The sequence below is a fragment of the Variovorax sp. YR750 genome (genome assembly GCF_900109805.1).
In the GTDB taxonomy this organism is placed as follows: Bacteria; Pseudomonadota; Gammaproteobacteria; order Burkholderiales; family Burkholderiaceae_C; genus Variovorax; species Variovorax gossypii.
This window is the reverse complement of sequence record NZ_FOBJ01000004.1, coordinates 125,418-147,465: the sequence shown is the minus strand read 5'-3', so window position 1 is coordinate 147,465 and position 22,048 is coordinate 125,418. Positions and strand designations below refer to the sequence as shown.

Annotated in this window: 21 protein-coding genes; 8 read left to right on the top strand and 13 right to left on the bottom strand. The window is 69.1% G+C overall.

All coding sequences use genetic code 11. From position 1 onward, the window contains the following. Positions 1-19: 19 nt before the first annotated feature. From BMY35_RS09805 to BMY35_RS09765, 9 genes are all read right to left on the bottom strand, one after another. Positions 20-1,303, bottom strand: coding sequence for an FAD-dependent oxidoreductase (locus BMY35_RS09805; protein WP_093197572.1), 1,284 nt, complete (start codon positions 1,301-1,303; stop codon positions 20-22). Positions 1,304-1,390: 87 nt separating this feature from the next. Next, the gene (locus BMY35_RS09800) at positions 1,391-2,773 is read right to left on the bottom strand and encodes a DUF5666 domain-containing protein (protein WP_093197569.1); all 1,383 of its coding nucleotides are present in this window, start codon (positions 2,771-2,773) and stop codon (positions 1,391-1,393) included. Then, positions 2,770-3,591 (bottom strand): DUF6502 family protein, encoded by an 822-nt coding sequence (locus BMY35_RS09795; RefSeq protein WP_093197567.1) that lies wholly within the window; start codon positions 3,589-3,591, stop codon positions 2,770-2,772. Before BMY35_RS09795 ends, BMY35_RS09800 begins: the two co-directional genes overlap by 4 nt. 115 nt (positions 3,592-3,706) lie before the next feature. Further along, on the bottom strand, positions 3,707-4,222 hold the full coding sequence (locus BMY35_RS09790) for a GspH/FimT family pseudopilin (RefSeq protein WP_093197564.1): 516 nt from the start codon (positions 4,220-4,222) through the stop codon (positions 3,707-3,709). A gap of 20 nt (positions 4,223-4,242) precedes the next feature. Further along, positions 4,243-7,314, bottom strand: a complete 3,072-nt coding sequence (locus tag BMY35_RS09785; RefSeq protein WP_093197562.1) for a pilus assembly protein — start codon at positions 7,312-7,314, stop codon at positions 4,243-4,245. Between the two features lie 43 nt (positions 7,315-7,357). Then, the gene (locus BMY35_RS09780) at positions 7,358-7,930 is read right to left on the bottom strand and encodes a hypothetical protein (RefSeq protein ID WP_093197559.1); all 573 of its coding nucleotides are present in this window, start codon (positions 7,928-7,930) and stop codon (positions 7,358-7,360) included. Further along, positions 7,927-9,093, bottom strand: coding sequence for a PilW family protein (locus tag BMY35_RS09775; protein ID WP_093197555.1), 1,167 nt, complete (start codon positions 9,091-9,093; stop codon positions 7,927-7,929). The genes BMY35_RS09780 and BMY35_RS09775 overlap by 4 nt, the downstream gene beginning before the upstream one ends. Then, positions 9,090-9,647 (bottom strand): type IV pilus modification protein PilV, encoded by a 558-nt coding sequence (pilV, locus tag BMY35_RS09770; protein ID WP_093197553.1) that lies wholly within the window; start codon positions 9,645-9,647, stop codon positions 9,090-9,092. The genes BMY35_RS09775 and pilV overlap by 4 nt, the downstream gene beginning before the upstream one ends. Beyond that, the gene (locus tag BMY35_RS09765; protein ID WP_093197550.1) at positions 9,641-10,048 is read right to left on the bottom strand and encodes a type IV pilin protein; all 408 of its coding nucleotides are present in this window, start codon (positions 10,046-10,048) and stop codon (positions 9,641-9,643) included. The genes pilV and BMY35_RS09765 overlap by 7 nt, the downstream gene beginning before the upstream one ends. Before the next feature lie 220 nt (positions 10,049-10,268). Here BMY35_RS09765 and BMY35_RS09760 point away from each other — a divergent pair, with 220 nt between their 5' ends. From BMY35_RS09760 to BMY35_RS09725, 8 genes are all read left to right on the top strand, one after another. Beyond that, entirely contained in the window at positions 10,269-12,341 is a 2,073-nt protein-coding gene (locus BMY35_RS09760; RefSeq protein ID WP_093197547.1) for a carbon starvation CstA family protein, read from the top strand. Between the two features lie 5 nt (positions 12,342-12,346). Continuing rightward, on the top strand, positions 12,347-12,556 hold the full coding sequence (locus tag BMY35_RS09755) for a YbdD/YjiX family protein (RefSeq protein ID WP_093197545.1): 210 nt from the start codon (positions 12,347-12,349) through the stop codon (positions 12,554-12,556). A 126-nt stretch (positions 12,557-12,682) separates the two neighbouring features. Then, the gene (locus BMY35_RS09750; RefSeq protein WP_093197542.1) at positions 12,683-13,486 is read left to right on the top strand and encodes a class I SAM-dependent methyltransferase; all 804 of its coding nucleotides are present in this window, start codon (positions 12,683-12,685) and stop codon (positions 13,484-13,486) included. 120 nt (positions 13,487-13,606) lie between these two features. Next, positions 13,607-14,032 carry an SEL1-like repeat protein gene (locus BMY35_RS09745; protein WP_093197539.1) on the top strand — a complete coding sequence of 142 codons (426 nt, stop codon included), beginning with the start codon at positions 13,607-13,609 and terminating at the stop codon, positions 14,030-14,032. A gap of 97 nt (positions 14,033-14,129) precedes the next feature. Continuing rightward, a complete protein-coding gene (locus tag BMY35_RS09740; RefSeq protein ID WP_093197536.1) occupies positions 14,130-14,819 on the top strand; it encodes a hypothetical protein in 690 nt (229 codons plus the stop codon). A 22-nt stretch (positions 14,820-14,841) separates the two neighbouring features. After that, positions 14,842-15,459 (top strand): phosphoribosyltransferase, encoded by a 618-nt coding sequence (locus BMY35_RS09735; protein ID WP_093197534.1) that lies wholly within the window; start codon positions 14,842-14,844, stop codon positions 15,457-15,459. A gap of 156 nt (positions 15,460-15,615) precedes the next feature. Continuing rightward, entirely contained in the window at positions 15,616-16,716 is a 1,101-nt protein-coding gene (locus BMY35_RS09730; RefSeq protein WP_093197531.1) for an alpha/beta hydrolase, read from the top strand. An 83-nt stretch (positions 16,717-16,799) separates the two neighbouring features. Further along, the gene (locus BMY35_RS09725; RefSeq protein ID WP_093197527.1) at positions 16,800-17,282 is read left to right on the top strand and encodes a hypothetical protein; all 483 of its coding nucleotides are present in this window, start codon (positions 16,800-16,802) and stop codon (positions 17,280-17,282) included. Positions 17,283-17,323: 41 nt separating this feature from the next. On the opposite strand, the gene metC is transcribed toward BMY35_RS09725, so the two are convergent. The 4 genes from metC to BMY35_RS09705 form a co-directional block, all read right to left on the bottom strand. After that, a complete protein-coding gene (metC, locus tag BMY35_RS09720) occupies positions 17,324-18,529 on the bottom strand; it encodes a cystathionine beta-lyase (protein WP_093197524.1) in 1,206 nt (401 codons plus the stop codon). Between the two features lie 60 nt (positions 18,530-18,589). After that, positions 18,590-19,600 carry a Bug family tripartite tricarboxylate transporter substrate binding protein gene (locus BMY35_RS09715; RefSeq protein ID WP_093197521.1) on the bottom strand — a complete coding sequence of 337 codons (1,011 nt, stop codon included), beginning with the start codon at positions 19,598-19,600 and terminating at the stop codon, positions 18,590-18,592. A gap of 71 nt (positions 19,601-19,671) precedes the next feature. Beyond that, positions 19,672-21,264 carry a rhodanese-like domain-containing protein gene (locus BMY35_RS09710; protein ID WP_093197518.1) on the bottom strand — a complete coding sequence of 531 codons (1,593 nt, stop codon included), beginning with the start codon at positions 21,262-21,264 and terminating at the stop codon, positions 19,672-19,674. An 87-nt stretch (positions 21,265-21,351) separates the two neighbouring features. Next, on the bottom strand, positions 21,352-21,942 hold the full coding sequence (locus BMY35_RS09705) for a cysteine dioxygenase family protein (protein ID WP_093197515.1): 591 nt from the start codon (positions 21,940-21,942) through the stop codon (positions 21,352-21,354). Positions 21,943-22,048: the final 106 nt, after the last annotated feature.

Genomic DNA, 22,048 nt, shown 5'->3' with positions numbered 1-22,048 from the left:
ACGAAATGCCAGTTTTTCATCATGTGCGCGGCGAGCGCGGCGAAGTCACGTGTTCGGGCCGCAGGCCCAGCCCAACGGCCCACGCCGGCAGCCTGCGCAGCAGCGGCCATCGCGCGAGCAGCCGCAGGGGCAAGGGCAGGCGCCGCGGGCCTGTCGCCGGCTTGCCGTCGAGCACGGCCATGAGCACGCGGTCCTGTATGAATCGCTGCACGGCCTGGGTGACCTGCACGGGCAGTTCCCTGCGGCGCTGCAACTGGGGCAGCAGGGCGTCGATCTGCTTCTCGGTCGCGTCGCCGGCCAGCGCGGCGGCCAGCAGGTTGGCGGCGGCCACGGCGTCCTGCACGGCGAGGTTGATGCCGACGCCGCCCACCGGCGACATCGCATGCGCGGCGTCGCCGATGCACAGCAGGCCGCGGCACGACCAGCTCTCGAGGCGGTCGACCGTCACTTCGAGCAGCTTCACCGAATCCCAGTCGGGCAAGGCGGAAGGCAGCCGGACGGCGAGGAAAGGCGCGATACGGCCGATTTCCTCGTGGAAGGCTCCGATGCCGCGCGCCCGCAGCGCGTCATGGCCACCCTTGGGTATGACGAAGGCGCACTGCCAGTAGTCGCCGCGATTCAGCGTCACCAGGAAGTGGCCGCCCGCGACGTGGCCCGCGGTGGCCGACGGGTCGCCGGCCAGTCTCGGAACGGCCATCCACAGCACGTCGATGGGCGCGCCGAAGCTGATGTGCGGCAGCGCCGCCGCATCGCGCAGCGCGGAATGCCGGCCGTCGGCCGCCACCACCAGCGAGGCGTGCAGCTCGACGTCGCGCGGCTGGCCGGCATGGCGGCCGAGCCGCACCTTCACGCCGTTCACGCGGCCCTTGTCCTGCAGCAGGCCGACTGCCTCGGCGTCGGTCCAGAGTTCGAAGCAGGGGTAGCGCCGGGCCTCGTCGCACATGAAGTCGAGAAAGTCCCATTGGGGCATCAGCACGAGAAACTTGCTGTGCGAGGGCAGGTGCCTGAAGTCGGCCACCGCGACGCTGCGGCCCTCGAAGGTGGCCCGCAGTTCGTCGATGCGGTCGTGCGGGCGCTGCAGGAAGGCTTCGAGCAGGCCCAGCTCGTGCAGCACTTCGAGCGTGGACGGATGCACGGTGTCGCCGCGAAAGTCGCGCAGGAAGTCGAGATGCTTCTCCAGCACGACGACCGGCACGCCGGCGCGGGCCAGCAGCAAGCCCAGCACCATGCCGGCGGGGCCGCCACCTGCGATGCAGCAGCGTGGCGTCGAGGATGCGGGCGCTTGGGTGGCTTGCGTGTCCATGGCTCCGATCGATCGATCCGGTCGCGCCGCGGACGACGTGGCCTGGGTTGCCCGGCACCGCGCAGTACCGGGCTCGGCCCCCGTGGCTCAGGGTTGCGCGAAGGTAACGCGCTGGGCGATGAGCACGCCGTCGACCACGCGGTCTCCGACTACTGTCACGCGCTTGCCATTGCCCAGGTCCGCGGCGGTGCCGTTTTCGAAGATGGTAGCGGAGCCGCTGGCATTCACGCGCTGGCCCCGCACCATGAAGTCGGCGGCCGACTGGTAGCCGGCGACGGGGCCGATCACCGTGAAGGACGCCGGCCCGCCCGTGCCCGGCACGTAGCGGATGCGCAGTTTCTTCGCCACGAGCACCTGCCCCGAGAGGAAACCGTCGACCTCGACCTTGACGCCGTTGCCGATGGAGCCGGCCGGGCCGCCGGTGATCTGCGCATTGCGCGCGTCGACCTTCTTGCCGAGCACGCGGAAGTCGCCGAGCGAGGCGAAGTCGGTGGCGACGCCCGCGAGCTGGAGCGCGATGCCGTCGGCCGTGGGGATGGCGTACCAGCCCTTGACCGTGGTGGCGGTGAAGTGGCCGGCCACCGGCGCCACGGTGCCGCGCACACGGACGATGGCGCCTTCGGCCAGGCTGGCGGTGTCGAGGCCGGGGCCATAGTCGACGGTGAGCAGGCCGAGCGTGAAGTGCCGGCCGACAAGGTCGAGGTTCTGGACGGTGCCGGTCACCAGAGGCTCGACGGAGCCCGGCGCGATCTGGACGCGCGTGGCGCGCAGCGTGCCCGGCGCGGCGGGCAGGCCCCAGACCTGGATCACGGCGCCGTCGACCAGGTCGGCCGCGCCGTTGGAGTCGCCCCAGACGGTGGCGGTGTCGGTGGTCACGCGGCTGCCCATGACGGTGAAGCTGCCGTTCGAGAGGTCGATGGCGGAGACGGTGCCCCGCAACTCGGCGGCCGAGACGACCTGCGCGGCGGTGCCGCTGGTGAAGTTGGCGTCGACCTTGCCGGCGATGCGCGCGCTCATGCCGATCTGCAGCTCGCTGGCGTCTTCGATGGCGAAGGTGGCGCTGTCGGTGTCGTAGCGCAGGCCGTTGAGGATGACGCTGCCGAGGCCGTCAGCGGCGCCGATGCCGGCGGCGTCCGCGCTCACGCCGGTGCCGCCCGAACCCACGCCGGAGCCGTCGCCGTTGGTGTTGCCTGCGGTGCTGGTGCCGTCGCCGCCTGCATTGCCGCTGCCGGCGCCCGAACTGCCGCCGGCGTCGCCGCCCGAGGCGTTGCCGCCGCCACCGCCGCCTGTGTCCGTGCCAGCCGTGGTACCCGTTGCCGTGCCAGAGACGCCCGCAACGCCGGTGCCGGACGCTCCGCCGCCACCGCCGCCGCAGGAAAGAAGCATGGCCATGCCGCCTGCGAGCAGCAGGCCGCGCAGGACGCCGTGCGCGAACCGGAAGGAGCGTGTGAATGTGAGGATCGTGTTCATCGTGAGGGCCCGCTCTTCTTCGGCGCGGCTTCGTCGTCTTCGTAATAGGTATAGATGCCGACGCGGATGCGCGCCTTGCTGTCGGCGGGCGCGCGGTCGACGGCCTTGGTCATTTCGCGGGCCAGCTCGTGATGCAGTCCGGCCCAGCGTTCGCGCGCGAGGCGCTCGATGCTCTCGCAGTCTTCCAGCGTGAGCCCGCGCGCGTACACCGCGCGCTCGAGCATGCGGGGCGATTCGCCCAGCGTGTTGGAAACGGCCGCCAGCAGGTGGTCGCGGCCGTTGTCGCCCAGGAAGGCGAGCATCGACTGGAGGTCTTCGACCGGAACGAAGCCGTCTGACATGAGCTCGGCGACGCCGCTGTCCTCGGCCACCATGTTCAGGCGCACCAGCTCATCCAGGATGGTGCGGTGATGGATGTTGCCGCGGCTGGCCAGGCGCGCCACGCGCTCGAACGAAGGCTCCTCGCTCTCGGTGGTCACGGGCAGGCGGCGCAGTGCGTCGTCGCCGGTCATCATCTGCAGCCACAGCGTGAAGGTCTTGGCCGCGGCCGAGAGTTCGGTGTGGGGCAGGGGATCGACGGTGGAGCGGACCTTGGCGGTGACGGCCTTGCGGTTCAGGCCGGTGGTCACCGAGATCTGGCTGAGGTTGGGCCGCTTCACGCCCTGCTGGCGCCAGGAGCGTTGCGCCTCCTCGATGAGCAGGTCGCGCAGCAGTTCCTCGAGGTGCGGGTGCTTGACGCCCATGGCGAGCGCCAGCCGGACGACCGGACGAAGGATGCGAGCGCAGGCGGCAAGGGCCCAATCCAGCCGGTGTTCCATGAATGCGGTCGTTGCTCCTGGGTTCGTGAGTTCTAAGTTCCAAGACAGGGGGCGGGCCGCCATCCAACCCCCGTCGCTGCGCCGTATTGTCGTTGGTCCGCCGGGCCGCTTTTTCCTAGGTCGACGTGCAGGTCCCGTCGTTCGACTTCGTGACGTTGGTGCGCCCCGTCGCGCTGATGCTCACGGCGCGCGACTGGTTGGCGCTGGGGGTGGTGCGGCAGATGGTGATCCGGCTCTGGCCCGCGCCCATGCCGGTGGCCTGGAACACGATGGCGCTGGCGCCGCCCGCTTCGCGCAGCAGGTAGCCGGAGGCCGCGGCGCTTTCCACGCGCAGCACCTGCGTGCCGCTCAGCACGATCCAGCCGGCTTCCCATTGCCCGTTGGTGCTGCAGCTGGTGCCGTTGGCCGAGGCGCACAGGGTGACCGGGGCGTTGCGCTTGATGGCCTCGCTGCGCGCGAGCTGGCTGCCCGAGACCAGCGAGGTGGCGTAGCCGCTCAGGCGCGTGGACAGCCGGATGCTGTCGAACGAAGGCACGGCGATGGCGACGAGCACCACCAGCACGGCCAGCGTGACCATCAGCTCCACCAGCGTGAAGCCGTGCGCGCGGGCGGTGCGGGGGCGGTTGCGCATGTTGCCGGAGCTCCGCGGGCTCACTTCTGGATGAACCAGTAGACCCGGCCCTTCGGCTGCTTGAACGCGGCCTTGGGCGCGGTGCCCTTGGGGCTGAGGAAGGAGTCGGGGTTGGCGCCGATCACCACGTCGCGCATGCTGCCGTCGTCGAGCTGGACGCGGCCCACCACGGGCGAGGGCGCGAGGCCGCCGCCCACCACGTTCTGGAACCGGCCGCCGGTTCCCTGAGGAGCGGCGTTGACGTACGACACGTTGTAGACCCGCGCGGTGCCGAGGTCGGCGCGGCACGACTGCGTGTTGGGGTTGGTCGGCGTGTGGGTGTTGAAGGTGGTGATGCCGTAAGCCGTGACCGAGCTCGTCACCACCTGTTCGCCGGCGGCGAGGGCGAGGTACCAGCCCTTCTTCGTCGCGAGGTCGGAAGAGCTCGGCGTGGATGTGTCGGTGATGGGCTGCAGCGAGGCCTGGCACAGCAGGCCGTTGCCGGTGCCGCAGCGGCTGACTTCGCTGCTCAGCCAGGTGCTGTCGGTGGGCTTGTCGACCAGCATGTAGAAGCGGTTGGCCACGCCCAGCGCGGCGTTGTAGTAGCGCAGCGGCTTCTCGCGGTCGCCGGAGCCCAGCAGGATCACGAAGGAGCCGTTGTCCTCCACCACGTCGGGGGCGAACATGAACTTGCGGTTGGGCGTGCAGGTGGTCACGGTGTCGCAGCCGAGCGAGGCGACCTGCGTCATGGTCCAGGCGGACGGCGCTCCGCTGTCGAGTGCGATGCGGTAGACGTTGCCGCCCAGGTCCGCGGCATAGGCGATGCGGGCGATGCCGAGGGAGTCGGTGACGACGGTGACTTCACCGACCACGGGCCGCGCGGTGGCGAACATCTGCAGGCGCGCGCCGGTGTCGGCGTCGAGCACGTAGATGCCGCTGCCCTTTGCGCCGCTGCCGCAGGCCTGGCTGGCGCTGTTGGTGTCGACATCCTCGCACTTGTCGTAGCCGCCGCCGAAGATGAGCAGCGGGCTGTTGCCGCCGCCGTAGCCGCTGGCGCGCATCACCTTGGGCGCCGACCAGGTCTGGCCGAGGCCTTCGAAGCCGGTGTCGCACCCGGTGTCGTCGCCCTGGTTGGGGCAGCCCTTGCGCCACTTCAGCGTGGGCGCGGAGGCGGAGGAAACATCGAAGGCGTAGATCAGCCGGCCGCCCCGGCGCATGCTCGCGTAGAGCCAGGCGGTGCTGTCCTTGCGGTAGGCCGAGACCGGGCCGTCCATGCCGTAGGGCTTGGGCGCGACCGCGCCGGCGGTGACCGGCAGGCCGGGGAAGTTGATGCGCGTGGTGTCGTCGTAAAGCCGCTTGAGGCTGCCGTAGAACTCCGGCGGCATGAAGGACCAGAGCTCGTCGCCAGCGGCCGCCGAGCCGATGGCCGCGCTGCGGTTGCCGTTGACGGCGCGCAGCACGCCGTCGTTGCCGCCGTAGAACACCACCACCTGGGGCGAGGCGTCGGTGCCGTAGTTGATGGCCACCGGCCGCGAGTGCACCACGTCGCCGTGCACGGAGGGGCGCATGGAGGTCGATGTGACGGGGTTGCCCTGCGCGTCGAGCCGCTCGTCGCCCTTGTTGTCGAGGCCGCGCGCCCAGTTGATGAGCGCGGTGCGGTCGGTGTCCGCCGTGACGCCCAGCGCGGCCTTGGTGATGGCGGAGTTGCCGTCGGCAAAGGCGGTGAGGGCGGTGCAGCTGCCCGGCGCGCAGGTCTTCATGTTGCGGTTGGCCACTGCGAGGCGGCGCAGCATGTAGCCCTGCGCGCCTTTTTCCACCACGTTGCCGTCGGGGCTGTCGGCGGCTTCCTTGCCCAGGCAGTCGCCGGAGGGCCGGAAGCTCCAGTAGACGTCGGTGTCGCTGGGCGCGGGTGTCCAGAAGCTGCGCGCGCAGGGCGCGATGAAGCCGGTCTGGTTGTTGACGGCGTTGTTGCCCACCGAGTCCTGCAGGATCAGCTGGTTGGTGCTGTCCAGGCCCAGCTTGTATTGCTTGAGGTTGCCGTTCCAGCGCGGAAAGGCGTCCTGGTCGGGACGGAACATGCCCACGAACACCTGGTTCAGGTAGGTGCCCTGGGTGTTCACGCTCACCGGCAGGCTCACCGAGGAGAACACGCTGTTGACCGACTGGATCTTGCTGAAGATGTCGTCCAGCGCCGCGCCGAGCGCGCTGCCGAGGTTGGGCTGCGCCGAGATGTCGTAGTACTCGCCCTTGCTCTGGGTGGCCATGCTCTTGAGCAGCGCGCTCCAGCCCGGGCCCTGGCCGCCGGTGGCCTTGGCGGCCTCGATGGTGTAGACCTTCACGCCCATGCTGGTCTGCAGGAAGCGCGACCATTCGTCGGCCGTGTTGTCCTGCGAGCCGCTGGGGCTCAGTGCGATCTGCGTCGCATCGCCGCCCGCTGCGCGCAGGGCGGCGTTGGAGATCTGGCTGTCGCTGGTGTTGTCCTGCGCCGCGCCGTTGCTGATGTAGATGACGTAGGTGCCGGTGCAGTTCTCGGTGCTCGGGCCGACGTAGGTGGTGGCGGAGAAGCCGCTGAGCGCGTTGCGCGTGAGCGCGTAGATGTCCTTCGAGGCCTGCGTGCCGCTCACGTTGCCGCTGTAGTCGGCCTTGTTCTTGCTGTTGCCGGCGATGGGCGTGCCGCTGGCGAGGTAGCGATAGACCTCGGCCATGGTCTTGCCGGCCTTGCCGCCGTTGGACTTGTCGCCGAGCTTGTCGAGGCTGCGGATGAGCGCGCCGTACTTGATCTTGGTGCCGTCGTCCAGCGTGCGCACCGCGGCGCGCACGTAGCCGCCGTCGGAGTTGGAGTTGCCCTGGCCGGTCTCGGTGAACATCATCAGGCCGACCTTGAACTTGTTGGCCTTCAGGCTTTCGAAGGCCGAGGCGAGCGCGGTCATCTCGGCGGTGAAGGGCTGGTTCCAGTTGGCCGTGTTGTCCAGCACGAACAGCACGTTCGGCGCCTGCGCCGCGCTGGGGTTGTAGCCCACGAAGAGGTCGATGTCCTCGGCGCGGGCCTGGCCCGCCGTCAACGCGGTGAGCGCGGCGGCCGTCCACAGCGAAGCGAGAAGTTTCCGGATCATGGTGCGGGCCTGTTCGTCGTCGGGTTGTCGTGAAGTGGCATGCCTAGGAGGCACAGAAGGCATCGAACTGCGCCTTGTTGAGCAGCGCGCGCACGCCCTGACGCACGGCAGTGGAAGAGCCGGTGGCGTTGCGGGCGTCGGTGACCGTGGTGCTGATGTCCCAGACGGAGTTGTATTGGTCGGGCAGCGTCGCAAGCCCGGAGCCGCTGCTGGAGGCGCCGCCGGTGATGCCGCCTGGGCCCGTGGTGCCGCCACCGCCGCTGTCCAGGGCCTTGGTGGCGCGCACGCAGACGGGAGGAGCGACGGTCACGATGTAGTCGGTGACGCCGTCGTTGTCGATGTCGACCATGCTCACGGTCTGCTGCGGTGCCGCGAGCGTCGGGCTGCCGTCGCTGCCGGGCACCAGCAGGCTGCTGGCGACTTCCTCGATCGCGCGGTTGGCGGCGGCGACCGCCTCGTTGCGCGTCTGCAGGTTGCCCACCGCCTTGAGGTTGGCGTTGCTCAGGTTGAAGGCGGCGGTGACCACCAGCGTGATCAGCAGCAGCATGATCATTCCGATGAGCAGGGCGGCGCCGCGCTGGCCGGTGCCGCGGGCGAGTGGCGCGCGTGGGTTCATGGCGTTTCCCTCCGGCCGGTGACGTTGGTCAGGCGCACGGAGGTGGAGAACGCGTGCCGCTTGTAGTGGTCGTTGAAGGGGCCCAGCGTGGAGCCGCCGAGCTGGTAGGTGCGGGTGTCGGTGTGGCCGGGCGACGCCTCGGCGCTGCGCGCCAGCACGTGCAGCTTGACGGCCACCACGTTGACCAGCTGGTCGGCGGTGCAGGCCGGGCTGGTGCTGCAGTGCACGAAGGCGCCGTCGGGGCTGCCGTCGCCGCGGTTGGCGGGCGTGGACTTGTTCGCGGGGTCGGCCCAGGCGATGGCCGTGGTGTAGTCGACGGCGGCGCCGGTCTTGCTCAGCGTGTCGAGGCCGAGCTCGACGCGGAAGCCCTCGACGCCCTCGATCAGCGGCACGGGCGGCTGCTGCGCGAGCGTGCCGCCCGCCAGGTCGAAGCGCGAGCGCGCGAGCGTGGGAACGCCGTCTCCGGCGGTCTCGGCGTAGTCGCGCACGTAGTAGATGTCCGCCACGAGCTTGCGCTTGGGCGATGGGGTGGTGCAGTCCTTGCGGAACATGGTGTCGAAGCCGGCGGTCGACAGGGCGAACGAGGAGGGCTTCTGCGTGCCGCACAGCGACGACTGGAAATACATGGCGCCGCTCGTGTCGGCATCGCAGTTGGTCGTGCCGGGCAGGCAGGTCTCGGCGTGGCGCACCACGAGGATGTCGGTGCCGGCCTTCTTGTTCTTCAGCAGGTCGGCGCAGCTCGCGGGGACGCTGTCGTAGGTCTGCACCGGCAGGTCGAGCAACTGGCGCTTGTAGTCGTCGGTCCAGTTCGCGGCGGAGTAGGGCAGGCACGGGTCGGGCAGCGCGCCGGTGGGCACGTGCGTGGGGGCGCCGGTGACGGTGAGGTCGTCGAACTCGGGCATGTAGTTTTCCCAGAAGCCCGCGTGGGAAAGCTCGTTCTCGAGCACGAAGACGCTGAGGCGGCCGGTCTCGATCTGGCGGTTGACACGCTCCAGCTCGCGCTGCGAGTTGCTCACGTTCAGGAAGAGCGCGAGCAGCGCCGCCACCACGATGAGCATGATGGTGATGGCGACCATCAGCTCGATCAGCGTGAGGCCGCGCTGGGCCCGCAGTGGCGTGCGCATGCGGCGCGGCGCGACGACCGCGGTGCGGCGGCTGCTCATGAGAGCGACCCGATGCGCACCAGCGTGGTCACGGTGCGGCGGCACTTGTCGTCCTTGCACTGGGTGCCGGTGTCGTACTGGCCCTTGCCGCAGGCCACGCCGTCGGGCGGCGCCGAGATCGGCCCCAGTCCCTGCCAGGCGACGGTGACGAGGTACTCGTTGTTGCCCATGTCCTCCACGCAGCCGCGCCCGCCGATCACGGTGCCGAGCTTGCTGTTGCCGGAGACCTCGGCGGCGCCCTGCAGCGCGTTGCACCATTCCTTGGCGTCCACCTGCTGCCGCGTACCGGTGGAGGTGGGGCAGGCGGCGTCGGCGCCCAGCGGTGCGCTGGTGATGTAGCTGGCGGCCGTGCGGCGGTTGGTTGCGATGCGGCTGGCCATGTCGTTCAGCAGGATCAGCGCCTGCGAGCGCTGGTACGACTCCATCTCGGATGCCTGCATGCGGGCCTGGAGGCCCACGAGCCCGAACAGGCCGAAGGCCAGGATGAGCAGCGTGACCAGCACCTCGATGAGCGTGGTGCCGCGCTGGCGGCGGGCGGGGCGGCTCGTCACCATTTGCCGGACGGCGTCTTCACGCCTTCGCTGGTGAGGGAGAGAGCGCCGTCGCCCGACTGCGAGCCGGTCGGCGTGAAGGTGAGCGTGTAGCTCGGGGCGCCGGTGGTGGAGAGCGTGACGTCGTAGCTGTAGCTGCCGGAAACCTCGGCGGGCAGGCTGTAGCCGCTGGCGGTGAGCGCCGCCTTGTCGGCGTAGCCGCGGTTGGCGATGAGGAACTGCTGCTGCCGGTTGGCGATGTCCAGCATCTGCGCCTGGGCCGCCGAGCGCTTCGAGCGGATGACGTACTGCTGATAGCTCGGCAGGGCGATCGACGCCAGGATGGCCACGATCGCGACCGTGATCATGAGCTCGATCAATGTGAAGCCGCTGCTGCGTCTGCGTGCCTGCGAATGCTGGTTCATCGTGGCTCGAAAGGAATGTTTCACATTGTTAAGAATGTGAATTTATCACATTTATGCAAAATGCAAGCCCTCGAACGGGCCCGTTGCCGGGTCCGCGCAACAGCGCAATCGAGGGTTTTCCATTACGCAAAGCCACGCGGCCGCTCCGCGCGGTCCGACGGATGCGCCGACGCCCCGGCCCGGCAAAACTCCCCGGGTTCAATACCTAGGAGACATCCGCATGCACAGCATCCGACGCCATCTGGTGTGGCTGGTCGTGGCCGTGATCGGCGCGTTCGCGCTGGGCACCGTGGCCCTGACCCGAGGCGAAAGCGTCAACGCCCTCTGGGTGGTGGCCGCCGCGATCTGCACCTACCTGATCGCCTACCGCTACTACAGCCTCTTCATCGCCGACAAGGTGCTGGGCCTGGACGGCAACCGCAAGACGCCGGCGCACCGCCACAACGACGGCCTGGACTACGTGCCGACCGACAAGAACGTGCTGTTCGGCCACCACTTCGCGGCCATCGCGGGCGCGGGGCCGCTGGTGGGCCCGGTGCTCGCCGCGCAGATGGGCTACCTGCCCGGCCTGCTGTGGGTGCTGGCCGGCGTGGTGTTCGCCGGCGCGGTGCAGGACTTCATCGTGCTGTTCATCTCCACGCGGCGCGACGGCCGCTCGCTGGGCGACCTCGTCAAGCAGGAGATGGGGCCGGTGCCCGGCATGATCGCGCTGTTCGGCACCTTCATGATCATGATCATCATCCTCGCGGTGCTGGCGCTGATCGTGGTGAAGGCGCTGGCCGAATCGCCGTGGGGCACCTTCACGGTGGCCGCGACTATTCCCGTGGCGCTCTTCATGGGCGTGTACCTGCGCTACATCCGCCCGGGGCGCATCGGCGAGGTGTCGCTGATCGGCTTCGTGCTGCTGATGCTCGCCATCTTCGGCGGCCAGGCCGTGAGCCAGAGCCCCGAATGGGCGCCGCTCTTCACCTTCGACGGCAAGGCGCTCACCTGGATGCTGGTGGGCTACGGCTTCGTCGCCGCCAGCCTGCCGGTGTGGCTGCTGCTCGCGCCGCGCGACTATCTCTCGACCTTCCTGAAGATCGGCACCATCATCGCGCTGGCCATCGGCATCGTGTTCGTGATGCCCACGCTGCAGATGCCCGCCATCACGCAGTTCGCGCAGGGCAACGGCCCGGTGTGGTCGGGCAGCCTGTTCCCGTTCCTGTTCATCACCATCGCCTGCGGCGCTGTCTCCGGCTTCCACGCGCTGATCTCCTCGGGCACCACGCCCAAGATGCTCGACAACGAGCGCCACGCGCGCTTCATCGGCTACGGCGGCATGCTGGCCGAGTCCTTCGTCGCCGTGATGGCGCTGGTGGCCGCTTCGTGCATCGAGCCCGGCATCTACTTCGCGATGAACAGCCCCGGCGCGCTGGTGGGCACCACCGCGCAGCAGGTGGCTGCCACGGTGTCGGGCTGGGGCTTCGTGATCACGCCCGAGATGCTGGTGCAGACCGCCAAGGACGTGGGCGAGACCACCATCCTCGGGCGTACCGGCGGCGCGCCGACGCTGGCCGTGGGCATGGCCCACATCCTGCACCAGGCGATCGGCGGGCAGGCCATGATGGCCTTCTGGTACCACTTCGCGATTTTGTTCGAGGCGCTGTTCATCCTCACGGCCGTGGACGCCGGCACCCGCGCGGGCCGCTTCATGCTGCAGGACCTGCTGGGCAGCTTCGTGCCCGCGCTCAAGCGCACCGACTCGCTGCCGGCCAACCTCGTCGCCACCGCGCTGTGCGTGGCGGCCTGGGGCTACTTCCTCTACCAGGGCGTGGTCGATCCGCTGGGCGGCATCAACACGCTGTGGCCGCTCTTCGGCATCTCCAACCAGATGCTGGCCGCCGTCGCGCTGATGCTGGGCGTGGTGGTGCTGTTCCGCATGAAGCGCGAGCGCTATGCGTGGGTTGCCATTGCGCCGGCCGCGTGGCTGCTGGCCTGCACGCTCACGGCGGGCTGGCAGAAGATCTTCTCGTCCGACCCGAAGATCGGCTTCCTCTCGCACGCGGCCAAGTACACCGAGGGCATTGCCAACGGCGTGCTGGTGGCGCCGGCGAAGACGCCCGAGGCCATGTCGCGCATCGTCTTCAACGACCGCCTCGACGCCGCGCTGTGCGCGCTCTTCATCTTCGTGGTGCTGAGCGTGCTGGTGTACAGCATCAAGGCCTGCATCGCTGCGCGCGCGGCCAACCGGCCGACCACGCAAGAGACGCCGTTCGAGGCGATGGGCGCCGCCACCACGGCCGCCCACTGAACGCCATGGGCCTCGCTGCATTGCCGGAAGCCGGGCGCTACTTCGCGCGCTCGCTCAAGCAGTCGCTGCGGCTCATGGTCGGGCTGCCCGACTACGACGCCTACCTGACGCACATGGCGGCTACCCACCCCGACCAGCCGCCGATGAGCTACGAGGCCTTCTTCCGCGAGCGGCTGGAGGCGCGCTACGGCGCCGGCAAGGGCCGCTGCTGCTGAGCCCGGCGCGGCATTGCGTTACAGCTCTTGCCTGTCGAAGCCCCGTCCCGAGGGATGGACGGGCTCATTCCCCGGGCCTAGAGTCCCGCCCATGTCCGCAGCCTCGTGGCTGACATGGAGGGTGATATGTCCCAGGACCCGTTTGCAGAGTTCAAGAACCGGCAGCGCGAGATGTGGTCGACCTTCGCGCCGACCGCCATGTTCACGACCCCGGTGGCCGGGCATCTCGTCAGGTTCGCGCAGGTCGAGCAAGGCGAGTCGGTGCTGGACGTCGGCACCGGAACCGGCGTGGTGGCCGTCACGGCGGCACGCCGCGGCGCACGCGTCACGGGGCTCGACCTGACGCCCGAGCTGATCGAGGCCGCGGGAGAGAACGCGACCATCGCCGGGCTCGAGGACATCGTCTGGACCGAAGGCGATGCCGAGAACCTGCCGTATGCCGATGCCTCCTTCGACGTGGTGCTCAGCCAGTTCGGCCACATGTTCGCGCCGCGCCCGGAAGTGGCCATTGCCGAGATGCGCCGCGTGCTCAAGCCCGGCGGGCGCATCGCCTTCGCCACCTGGCCGCCCGAGCACTTCGTGGGCCGCTTGTTCGCCTTCATCGGTCGCAACTCACCGCCGCCTCCGGCCGGCGCATCGCCGCCGCCGCAATGGGGCAACCCCGGCATCGTCGCGGAGCGCCTGGGGCCGCACTTCGATGCTCCGTTCTTCGGGCGCGGCACCATGCACTTTCCGGCCCTGAGCATCGACCACTTCCGCCTGTTCCTGGAGCGCTCGGTCGGCCCGATGCGCAAGCTCGTCGAAGGCCTCGCCGACGATCCGCAGAAGCTGGCGGCGCTGCGGGCCGAGTTCGATGCGCTGGCCGAGCCGTACTACGTCGACAACGTGGTGCACCAGAGCTACCTGCTGACGCGAGCCCGGGTACGCTGAGCATGGGTGAGGGCGTCGCCTCAGTCTGCGGCTGAGCCCGCCTGCGCGAATTCCAGCTTTTCCGTTCGGCGCGGCAGCGCGACGATGCCTCCACGACAACATCACTCGTGGAGAACCTCGATGCCATCCGAACTCAACCTCAACCAGATGACCGGCCTGTCGCTGCGCCTGCGCGTCCTGCTGTCGGGCGTGCTGTTGCTGGTGGCGGCGATCAGTGCGGCGCGTCCCGCGGGTGCCGACCTCGACCTGCAGGCCGAGCAGCGCTTCCAGCTCGCGCTAGAGGCGCAGGCCGGTCGCGACTACCGCGCGATGCTCGATCACCTGCGGCAGGCCGCCATCGAAGGCCACGCGGAGGCGCAGGAGATGCTCGGCATGGTGCTGATGACCGGCCCGGCGCTCTACGGCACCGCCGTGAAGGCCGACCGCTGCGAAGCCGGCGAGTGGATGCGCCGCGCGGCGGTGCAGGGCAGCGAGACGGCGAAGGTGCAACTGACCTTCCTGAACCGCCTGCGGACCTCGCCCTCCGGCAAGCGTGCCTGCGACTGACTGAGTCGGCATCCGACTACGGCGGCGCCCGTGCGCCGGTCGCACAATGCCGCATGGCGAGGGCATCCGGTCGCCCTCGACGCAAGGACAGCCAACCATGCGCAATGTGCTCGACTTCAGTTCCTGGCAGGGCCTCTTCACGACGCTGCTGGGACTGGTGCTGGTTTCCGTCGTGGCGGTCGGCATCCGCCTGCTGGTGATGCACGGCGTGCAGCAGCGGCGCGAGCGGCAGAACCGCCAGATCAACGAGCGGCTGAAGACACTCATCGCGGCCTACAAGGTGCTGGGTGGCTCGTTCACCGGCGACCTGGCCGTCGACCCCAGCCATCTGCGTGAGCTCAGGCAGCGGGCCGAAGCCGCTTCACCGGAGGATGCGGCGGGCCATGCCGACCTGTCCGCATCGGACCGCCGCCGGCGCATCCGCGATACCGTGGAGGCTGCGCTCTCCGACGTGATCCTGCTGGGCACCGAGACGCACGTGCGCCTCGCGACCAAGGCCGCCAACGACATGGTCGCGGGCCGGGCGGTCGAGACCGCCGAGCTGGTAGTGGCGCTGCGCACCTTCATCCGCGATGTGCTCGACCTCGACCCCGTTCCGGCGGAACTGAGCATTCCCAGGCAGGGCCCCGTGCGAGCCAAGGGCACGCCCGCGCGCGGCGAGGGCGCTGGTGGCGGGCGCGGTGGCGGTTCGAAGAGTGGGATCGGCGGAGGCGGCGGTGGCATGGGCATGCGCGCCGAAACCGTCCTCGAAGGCGGCGACGCTCACGCGCCAGGCGGCCACGGATGAAGCGCGTGCAAAGAGGCATGCCATGTTCAGGGATCGAACCGATGCCGGCCGGCAACTGACGACGCTGCTGAGCCACTACCGCGATGCGCAGTGCTGCATCGTGCTCGCATTGCCGCGGGGCGGCGTGCCGGTCGGCGCCGAGGTGGCTCGGGCGCTGAACCTGCCGCTCGACGTGCTCGTCGTGCGCAAGCTTGGCTTCCCGGGCCATGAGGAATACGCAGTCGGCGCCATCGCCACGGGCGGCATCCACGTGACCGGCGAAGACGTGCCGGGCGTGGCGCGCGTCCTGAAACGCGAGCGGCGCGAACTGCAGCGGCGGGAGCACGAGTACCGCGAGCACTGCGCGCCGCTGGACCTGCGCGGCATGACGGCATTGCTGGTCGACGACGGGCTCGCCACCGGTCTTTCGATGCGCGCGGCGGTGATCGCGGCGCGGGCGCTCGGTGCCGCGTCTGTCGTCGTGGCCGTGCCCGTGGGCAGTGCGACCGCGTGCGATGCGTTGAAAGGCCCGGCGCCCCGTGCCGACGAGGTGGTGTGCATGCACGTGCCCGAGCCCTTCGTCGCTGTCGGCAACTGGTACCGATCGTTCGGTGCGACCACCGACGAAGAAGTGCGCCGGATATTGGCGCAGTGGCGCTGAGTTTTCATTCCATCTGAGTGCTTTTGTCCGCATCGGGCGCAATCGCGATGCCTTCGCTTGGGGTTTCAACGGGTGCTTGCCGCGTGCGTGCAATGCGAGCATCGGTGCGCACGGCCTTCAGCCGGCGCCATCCACAAGACAAAGAAGAGGAAGCCGATGATTTCCAGGATCTCGCGCGCCGCGGCGCTGCTCGCTGCCGTCGTACTGTCTGCGTGCTCCACGCAAGCCCCGCAGACCTATGCCGAGAAGGCCACCGCACAGGCCGCGGCCAATGCGCAGGCCGGCGGGCGGCGCTCGCCGGCCCAGCTCAGCCCCGTGCCCACGAACGAGGTGAGCCCGCAGATGCAGGCGCTGATCGCGGCGCCGTACCCGCCGCATTTCAACGCGGCGCCCAAGGACGCGGCGGAGTGGAAGCAGCTCGTCAACAGCCGCGCCGCGCCGGTGATCGCTGCGATACCCGCGCTGAAGCAGAAGCTCGGCGTCTCCGTGCAGGCAACGAAGATCGCGGGCGTGAACGCCTTCATCGTCACGCCCAACAAGATCGCGCCCGGCAACGAGAAGCGGCTGCTGATGCACGTGCACGGCGGCGGCTACGTGTTCGGCCCCGGCGAGTCGGCCCTGCCCGAGGCGATCCTGCTGGCCGGCATCGGCGGCTACAAGGTCGTCTCCGTCGACTACCGCATGCCGCCGGACTTCCCGTACCCGGCCGCCATGGACGACGCGATGGCCGTATGGAAGGAATTGGTGAAGACCAACAGGCCGAGGAACATGGCGGTCTTCGGCACTTCCACCGGCGGCGCGATGACGCTGGCGCTGGTGCTGCGCGCCAAGGCGGAGAACGTGCCGCTGCCCGCCGCCATCGCACCGGGCACACCGTGGTCCGACATCTCGAAGATCGGCGACAGCTACCAGACCAACGAATGGATAGACAACATCCTCGTCACCTGGGACGGCTGGCTCGGCCGCGCCGCGCTGCTGTACGCGGCGGGCCGCGACCTGAAGGATCCGCAGCTCTCGCCGATCTACGGCGACTTCAAGGGTTTTCCGCCCGCGATCCTGACCAGCGGCACGCGCGACCTGTTCCTGTCGAACACCGTGCGTACGCATCGCAAGCTGCGCCGCGCAGGCGTGGAAGCCGAGCTCAACGTGTACGAGGGACAGTCGCACGCGCAATACGGCATCAATCCGGATGCGCCTGAGACGAGGGAGGCGTTCGGCGATATCGCGCGGTTCTTCGACAGGCATCTGGGGCGCTGATCGGGGAAAACCGCTAGCCGACCTTCGTCATCCTGGCGTTTTCCATGGGGTAAGGTTGCTCCTTCAGTAAAAGGAGCGAGGAAATGAAAAGGTTCGGCGTTGCCGTTCTGTTGGCCGCTTGTTCGGCCGCCCATGCCGTAGGCTGGAACTACGAAGAGTCGGTCGACAAGATGACAGGGAAGAAATCTGCAAGCGCTCAGACGGTTTCGGACAACTTGCTGAATTTCGACTTTCCCTATCAAGGAAAAAACCGGGGCTACCTCACCGTCCGTCAGCATCCTCAGTACGGGCTTGATGTCCTCATTTCGATCGACAAGGGGCAGATGCTCTGCAGCACCTATGACTGCAAGGTCACGATCAAATTCGACGACGGGCCTCCGGTGCGCTTCGGGGGCAACGGGCCGGCTGACCACAGCAGCGAGACGATCTTTCTACAGGGCGCGGGCAAGTTCATTGCATCGGCCAAGAAGGCAAAGAAGATCCTCGTGCAGTTCAATGCCTTCAAGAATGGATCGCCCGTGCTGGAGTTCAGTACGCCGCAATCGCTGGACTGGCCGAGGAAGTAGGCGCGCAGCGACCAGGACATGCGACACATGGAGGCTCGATCTCAGGTCACCATGTTCATCGCATCGAACCCACGCGCCAGATCCGCCGTGAGATCCGCCGGCGCCTCAAGCCCAACATGCAGCCGCACCACCGGCCCACGCTTGCTCCAGTCCGTCACGCTGCGCGCGGCGCGCATGTTGGTCCATGCGACGAGGCTCTCGTAGCCGCCCCATGACGAGCCGCGCCCGAACAGGCTGAGCGCATCGACGAAGCGCTCGACCGCCGCGTTCTCGACGCCCGGCTGCAGCTCGATGGAAAGCAGCCCGTTCGTTCCGGTGCAATCGCGCTTCCAGATCTCGTGCCCCGGGTGCTGAGGCAGGGCCGGGCAGAACACGGTCGCGACTTCGGGCCGTTTCTCCAGCCAGTGCGCGACTTCGAGCGCATGCCGCTCGTGCACCTGCAGGCGCGCCGACAGCGTGCGCATGCCGCGCAGCACCAGCCATGCGTCGTCGGGGCTCACGGTCATGCCGAAGGCGTCGCAGCGTTCGTTGAGCGGGCGCCATGCGGCTTCGGTCGTGGCGACGGTGCCCATCATCACGTCGGAGTGGCCCGAGAGGTACTTGGTGGCGGCCATCGTCGAGATGTCGGCGCCCAGCGCGAGAGGGCGGTACTGGCAGCCGGAGCCCCAGGTGTTGTCGGCGGCGAGCAGCGCGCCGCGCGAGTGGGCCAGTTCGGCGAGCTTGGGCAGGTCGCACATCTCGTAGACCAGCGAGCCGGGGCACTCGGCGTACACCAGCCGCGTGCTCGGCTCGAACAGCTCCTCGATGCCGCTGCCGTCCGCCGCGAAGAACGAGCTGCGGATGCCGTACGGCTCCAGGAACGAGTGCACGAGGTTGCGCGTGGGCTCGTACACGCTGTCCGACATCAGCACGTGGTCGCCCGGCTTCAGGTACGACAGCAGCACCATGCCGATGGCCGCGAGGCCGGTCGGAAAGAGCCGTGTGCGGTAGGCGCCCTCGAGTTCGCTCACCGCGTCTTCCAGCGCGAACGCGGTCGGCGTGCCGCGCGCGCCGTAGCTGAAGACGCGCTCCTCGTCGCGCCGCGCCCGTGCGTCGCGCATCGCCCCCACGCTGTCGAACAGCACGGTGCTCGCGCGCACCAGAGGCACGTTGACGGGGGATCCGCCGGCGTACGACGCGGTCTTGCCGGTGCGGGTGAGCCGGGTGTCGAGCTTCAGGTCGGCGGGAGCGTTGTGCGAGTCGGACATGTGCAGAGGAGGCGAGGAGAAGAGAAGACGAGGAGCGGGCGGCCCGCTATGTTGCTCCAATCAGTCGGCGCGCGCACCGGAAAGCTTGACGATGCGCGACCAGCGATCGATGTCCTGCTTCAGCTGCGCCGCGAAGGCCTCGGGCGTGCTTGCCACCACCTCGCTGCCGCCGTCGGTGACGAGCTTGCTCACTTCGGGCATGCGCAGGGTGCGCACGATGGCTTCGTTGAGGAAGGCCACGCGCTCGGGCGGCGTTCCGGCGGGGGCGAAGAAGCCGTACCAGTCCTCGAATCGCGCGCCGTGGTAGCCCAGCTCTTCCAGCGTGGGCACCTTGGCGAACACGCCGATGCGGCGCGGGCTGGTCACGGCCAGCACGCGCAGCTTGCCGCCTTGAACCATGCCGGCCACCGATGCGGTGGAGGTGACCATCACGTCGACCTGCCCGCCGATCAGGTCGGTGAGCGCCGGGCCGGCGCCCTTGTAGGGCACGTGCGTCATTTCCACGCCGTTGTCCTTCGCGAGCACCACGCCGACGAGGTGCGAGAGCGTGCCGTTGCCCGGCGTCGCGTAGGTCACCTTGCCGGGGCTCGCCTTCGCCTTGGCGGCGAGGTCGGCGAAGCTCTTGATGGGCGAGTTCGCCTCCACCACCAGCGCGAGCGGCGCGGCGTTGATCTGCGTGATGGGAACGAAGTTCTTGATCGGATCGAAGCCGGGCGACGCATACAGCGACGGGTTCACGGCCATGATCGACACCTGCGAGGTCAGCACCGTGTAGCCGTCGGCCTTGGCATCGGCCACGGCCTTGGCGCCGATGTTGCCGCCGGCGCCGCCCCGGTTGTCGACCACGGCGGGCTGTCCCATGATTTCCGGCAGGCGCGTGGTGACGAGGCGCGCGGTGGCGTCGTTGCCGCCGCCCGGCGGGAACGGCGAGATGAACTTCACCGGTTGCGACGGGAAGCCGTTTCGCGGCGCCATCGGTTCGGCTGTGGCTGGCTGCAGTGCGAGTGCCGAGAGCCAGGCGGCTGCGACGGCGAGACGGGCGATATGCGGGATGCGGCTGGCGAACGACATGACGGAACTCCTGGAATAGGAACTGACAAGGACGAACAGAAAGCGGGACCGTTGGCAGGCTGGCAGGCAGGTCAGCCGTGCGATGCGGCGGCGGGCAGCCGGAAGGCCGCGCGCTCCTGCGCATCGAGCTGCGCGACCAGGCCGGTCTCCCATGCGAGGTAGCGGCGCGCGGCTTCCTTGTTGCCGTCGTGCCGGTCGTGCACGAAGAACAGGTAGTCGATGCAGTCCGCATCGGCGGGCAGTGCGGGAGTGGCTTCCACCGGCAGGCCGGCGGCGCTCCAGGCGGCCATGCCGCCCGCCAGCAGCAGCGGGGCGGGCGAGATGCCGGCGAGTTCGGAGGCGGCCGCCCATGCGGCGAGCGCCGCGTCGTCGGCGATCAGCACCAGCTGGCGGGTCTCGCTCTTCACATCGGCCGCGAGGCGGGGCCTGATAGACCAGCGCGCCTGCGCAATGTGGCCGGCGCGAAACTGCATGCTGCCGCGCAGGTCGATCGCCGCCGCGTCGTTGCGCTCGATGCGTGCCGCAAGCGCTTGCGCGTCGATGGTGGCCAGCGCGGGCGCCGCGGGTGCCGCGACCGGTGCGACCGGTGCGAGCGAGAGCCCGCTCGCCAGGCCACCTTCGAGCACGCACGCGTCGTGCCCCATCTGCCGCAGCCAGCTCGCGACGGTGGGCGCGCGCACGCCGTCGTTGTCGAACAGCACCAGCCGCGCGCCGCGCACGCCGAAGTACTGGTCGCCAGCCTGCATCAGCTGGCCGCCGGGCGTGTGCTGTGCGCCGGGCAGGCTGCCGGCCGCGAATTCTTCCGGAGTGCGCACGTCGCACAGGAACAGGCTGCGGCCCGCGTCGTCGGCCCACTGGCGCACGGTCTGCGCGTTCACGCTCGGCACGTCGAAGCGCGCGGCCAGCGCCTTCGCGGCGGGGCGCAGGTCGGTGTTGCCGCTGTCGTCGGCGTAGCGCTGCGTGCCGCCGTGCTCCAGCTTGTGGTCGTTGAGGTACCAGCCCTGCGTGCCGTTCTCCAGTGCATACACCGGGTTGGGCAGGCCGAGGTTGATGAGCGTCTGCGCGCCGATGATGCTGCGCGTGCGGCCCGCGCAGTTGATGACGATGGGCGTGGTGGTGTCGGGCACCAGCCGGCGCACGCGGTAGGCCAGCTCACCGTTGGGGCAGCAGGTGGCGCCGGGGATGTTCATCTTGCGGAACTCGCCGGTGGGGCGGCCGTCGAGCACCACCACCTTGTCCTTGCGCGCCAGCATGTCGGCCAGCTGGTCGGCGCTGACGCGGGGCGTGTGATAGACCTCCTCGGCCAGCTCGCCGAAGGTCTTCGAAGGCAGGTTCACGCCCGCGAAGAGCACGTAGCCCGCCGCCTTCCATGCGGGGGCGCCGCCCTGCAGCACGTGCACGTCGGTATAGCCCAGCGCGGCGAGCCGCGCGGCGGCGCGCTCGGCGACCTTGGTGCCGTCGCCCTCGTCGTAGACAACCGTGCGCGCGGCGCGGCGCGGCACGAGGCGCGGCGCATCGATCTCCAAGCGGCTGAAGGGCAGGGGGATGCCGTAGAACAGGTGCGCCTCGCCGTACTGGCCGTGCTCGCGCACGTCGAGCAATGCGATCTCGCCACCGTCGTGCAGCCAGGATTTGAGGGTCTTCGGGTCGATGAAGGAAGTCATGAGGGCAAGTCGTCGGGACGAACGAAGTCCTGCGGGGCCACGGCGCGCGGCCCGCATGAGGAAGGGATGCGAATGGGGAAGCGGCGGCTAGCGGCGCGTCTGCACGCCGATGCCCATGGTCTGGTACGTGCCGGCAGCCAGGTCGTAGGCGGTGCGGCTGTTCAGCGTCTCGAGGGCGCGGCCATACATGTGCAGGTGGCGGATGACCTGCTCGCCCTGGATCTCGACCGAGTGGATGTCCTCGGGCATCAGCGCGATGCCCTTGCCCGGCGCGACGACCACCAGCTCGGTCTGCTTCAGCTTGCCCACGCCCGGCACGCTGCCGTCGTCGGTGCGCTCGTACACGCGGTTGTGCTCGGTGCCTTCCACGGCCGCGATGCAGGCCCAGGTCGTGTGGTTGTGCGGAACGATCTTCTTGCCCGGGCGCATCACGTTCAGGTAGAGCGCATAGCTCTGGTCCGGGTCCTCGGCGATCAGGTAGCGGGCCTGGTGCTCGCCGGCCTCGGGCGGTGGGAAGTCGGCGGCGCCCCAGTATTCGGTGTGCGCGGCCAGGCCTTGCAGCGAATCGAGCACCACGTCGAGTTTTTCGCGGGTGGCTTCAGCGCCGCCGATGGCTTTCTTCATCTCGGCGATGGACGCCTCGACGGCCCGGCTGCGTTGCTCGGATGGGGTGCTCATGCGGTTTCTCCAGTGGGGTTGCCTGTTTCGTGTGCATCCACTGTAGTGACGGGGGCGTGACGCAACAATCCAGCCGACGCAGTAAACACATTAATAAAATTGATGG

Bases quoted from the DNA above. Each gene is read 5' to 3' on its own strand.
- BMY35_RS09805 (WP_093197572.1), bottom strand. From the start codon at position 1,303: ATGGACACGCAAGCCACCCAAGCGCCCGCATCCTCGACGCCACGCTGC.
- BMY35_RS09800 (WP_093197569.1), bottom strand. From the start codon at position 2,773: ATGAACACGATCCTCACATTCACACGCTCCTTCCGGTTCGCGCACGGC.
- BMY35_RS09795 (WP_093197567.1), bottom strand. From the start codon at position 3,591: ATGGAACACCGGCTGGATTGGGCCCTTGCCGCCTGCGCTCGCATCCTT.
- BMY35_RS09790 (WP_093197564.1), bottom strand. From the start codon at position 4,222: ATGCGCAACCGCCCCCGCACCGCCCGCGCGCACGGCTTCACGCTGGTG.
- BMY35_RS09785 (WP_093197562.1), bottom strand. From the start codon at position 7,314: ATGATCCGGAAACTTCTCGCTTCGCTGTGGACGGCCGCCGCGCTCACC.
- BMY35_RS09780 (WP_093197559.1), bottom strand. From the start codon at position 7,930: ATGAACCCACGCGCGCCACTCGCCCGCGGCACCGGCCAGCGCGGCGCC.
- BMY35_RS09775 (WP_093197555.1), bottom strand. From the start codon at position 9,093: ATGAGCAGCCGCCGCACCGCGGTCGTCGCGCCGCGCCGCATGCGCACG.
- pilV (WP_093197553.1), bottom strand. From the start codon at position 9,647: ATGGTGACGAGCCGCCCCGCCCGCCGCCAGCGCGGCACCACGCTCATC.
- BMY35_RS09765 (WP_093197550.1), bottom strand. From the start codon at position 10,048: ATGAACCAGCATTCGCAGGCACGCAGACGCAGCAGCGGCTTCACATTG.
- BMY35_RS09760 (WP_093197547.1), top strand. From the start codon at position 10,269: ATGCACAGCATCCGACGCCATCTGGTGTGGCTGGTCGTGGCCGTGATC.
- BMY35_RS09755 (WP_093197545.1), top strand. From the start codon at position 12,347: ATGGGCCTCGCTGCATTGCCGGAAGCCGGGCGCTACTTCGCGCGCTCG.
- BMY35_RS09750 (WP_093197542.1), top strand. From the start codon at position 12,683: ATGTCCCAGGACCCGTTTGCAGAGTTCAAGAACCGGCAGCGCGAGATG.
- BMY35_RS09745 (WP_093197539.1), top strand. From the start codon at position 13,607: ATGCCATCCGAACTCAACCTCAACCAGATGACCGGCCTGTCGCTGCGC.
- BMY35_RS09740 (WP_093197536.1), top strand. From the start codon at position 14,130: ATGCGCAATGTGCTCGACTTCAGTTCCTGGCAGGGCCTCTTCACGACG.
- BMY35_RS09735 (WP_093197534.1), top strand. From the start codon at position 14,842: ATGTTCAGGGATCGAACCGATGCCGGCCGGCAACTGACGACGCTGCTG.
- BMY35_RS09730 (WP_093197531.1), top strand. From the start codon at position 15,616: ATGATTTCCAGGATCTCGCGCGCCGCGGCGCTGCTCGCTGCCGTCGTA.
- BMY35_RS09725 (WP_093197527.1), top strand. From the start codon at position 16,800: ATGAAAAGGTTCGGCGTTGCCGTTCTGTTGGCCGCTTGTTCGGCCGCC.
- metC (WP_093197524.1), bottom strand. From the start codon at position 18,529: ATGTCCGACTCGCACAACGCTCCCGCCGACCTGAAGCTCGACACCCGG.
- BMY35_RS09715 (WP_093197521.1), bottom strand. From the start codon at position 19,600: ATGTCGTTCGCCAGCCGCATCCCGCATATCGCCCGTCTCGCCGTCGCA.
- BMY35_RS09710 (WP_093197518.1), bottom strand. From the start codon at position 21,264: ATGACTTCCTTCATCGACCCGAAGACCCTCAAATCCTGGCTGCACGAC.
- BMY35_RS09705 (WP_093197515.1), bottom strand. From the start codon at position 21,942: ATGAGCACCCCATCCGAGCAACGCAGCCGGGCCGTCGAGGCGTCCATC.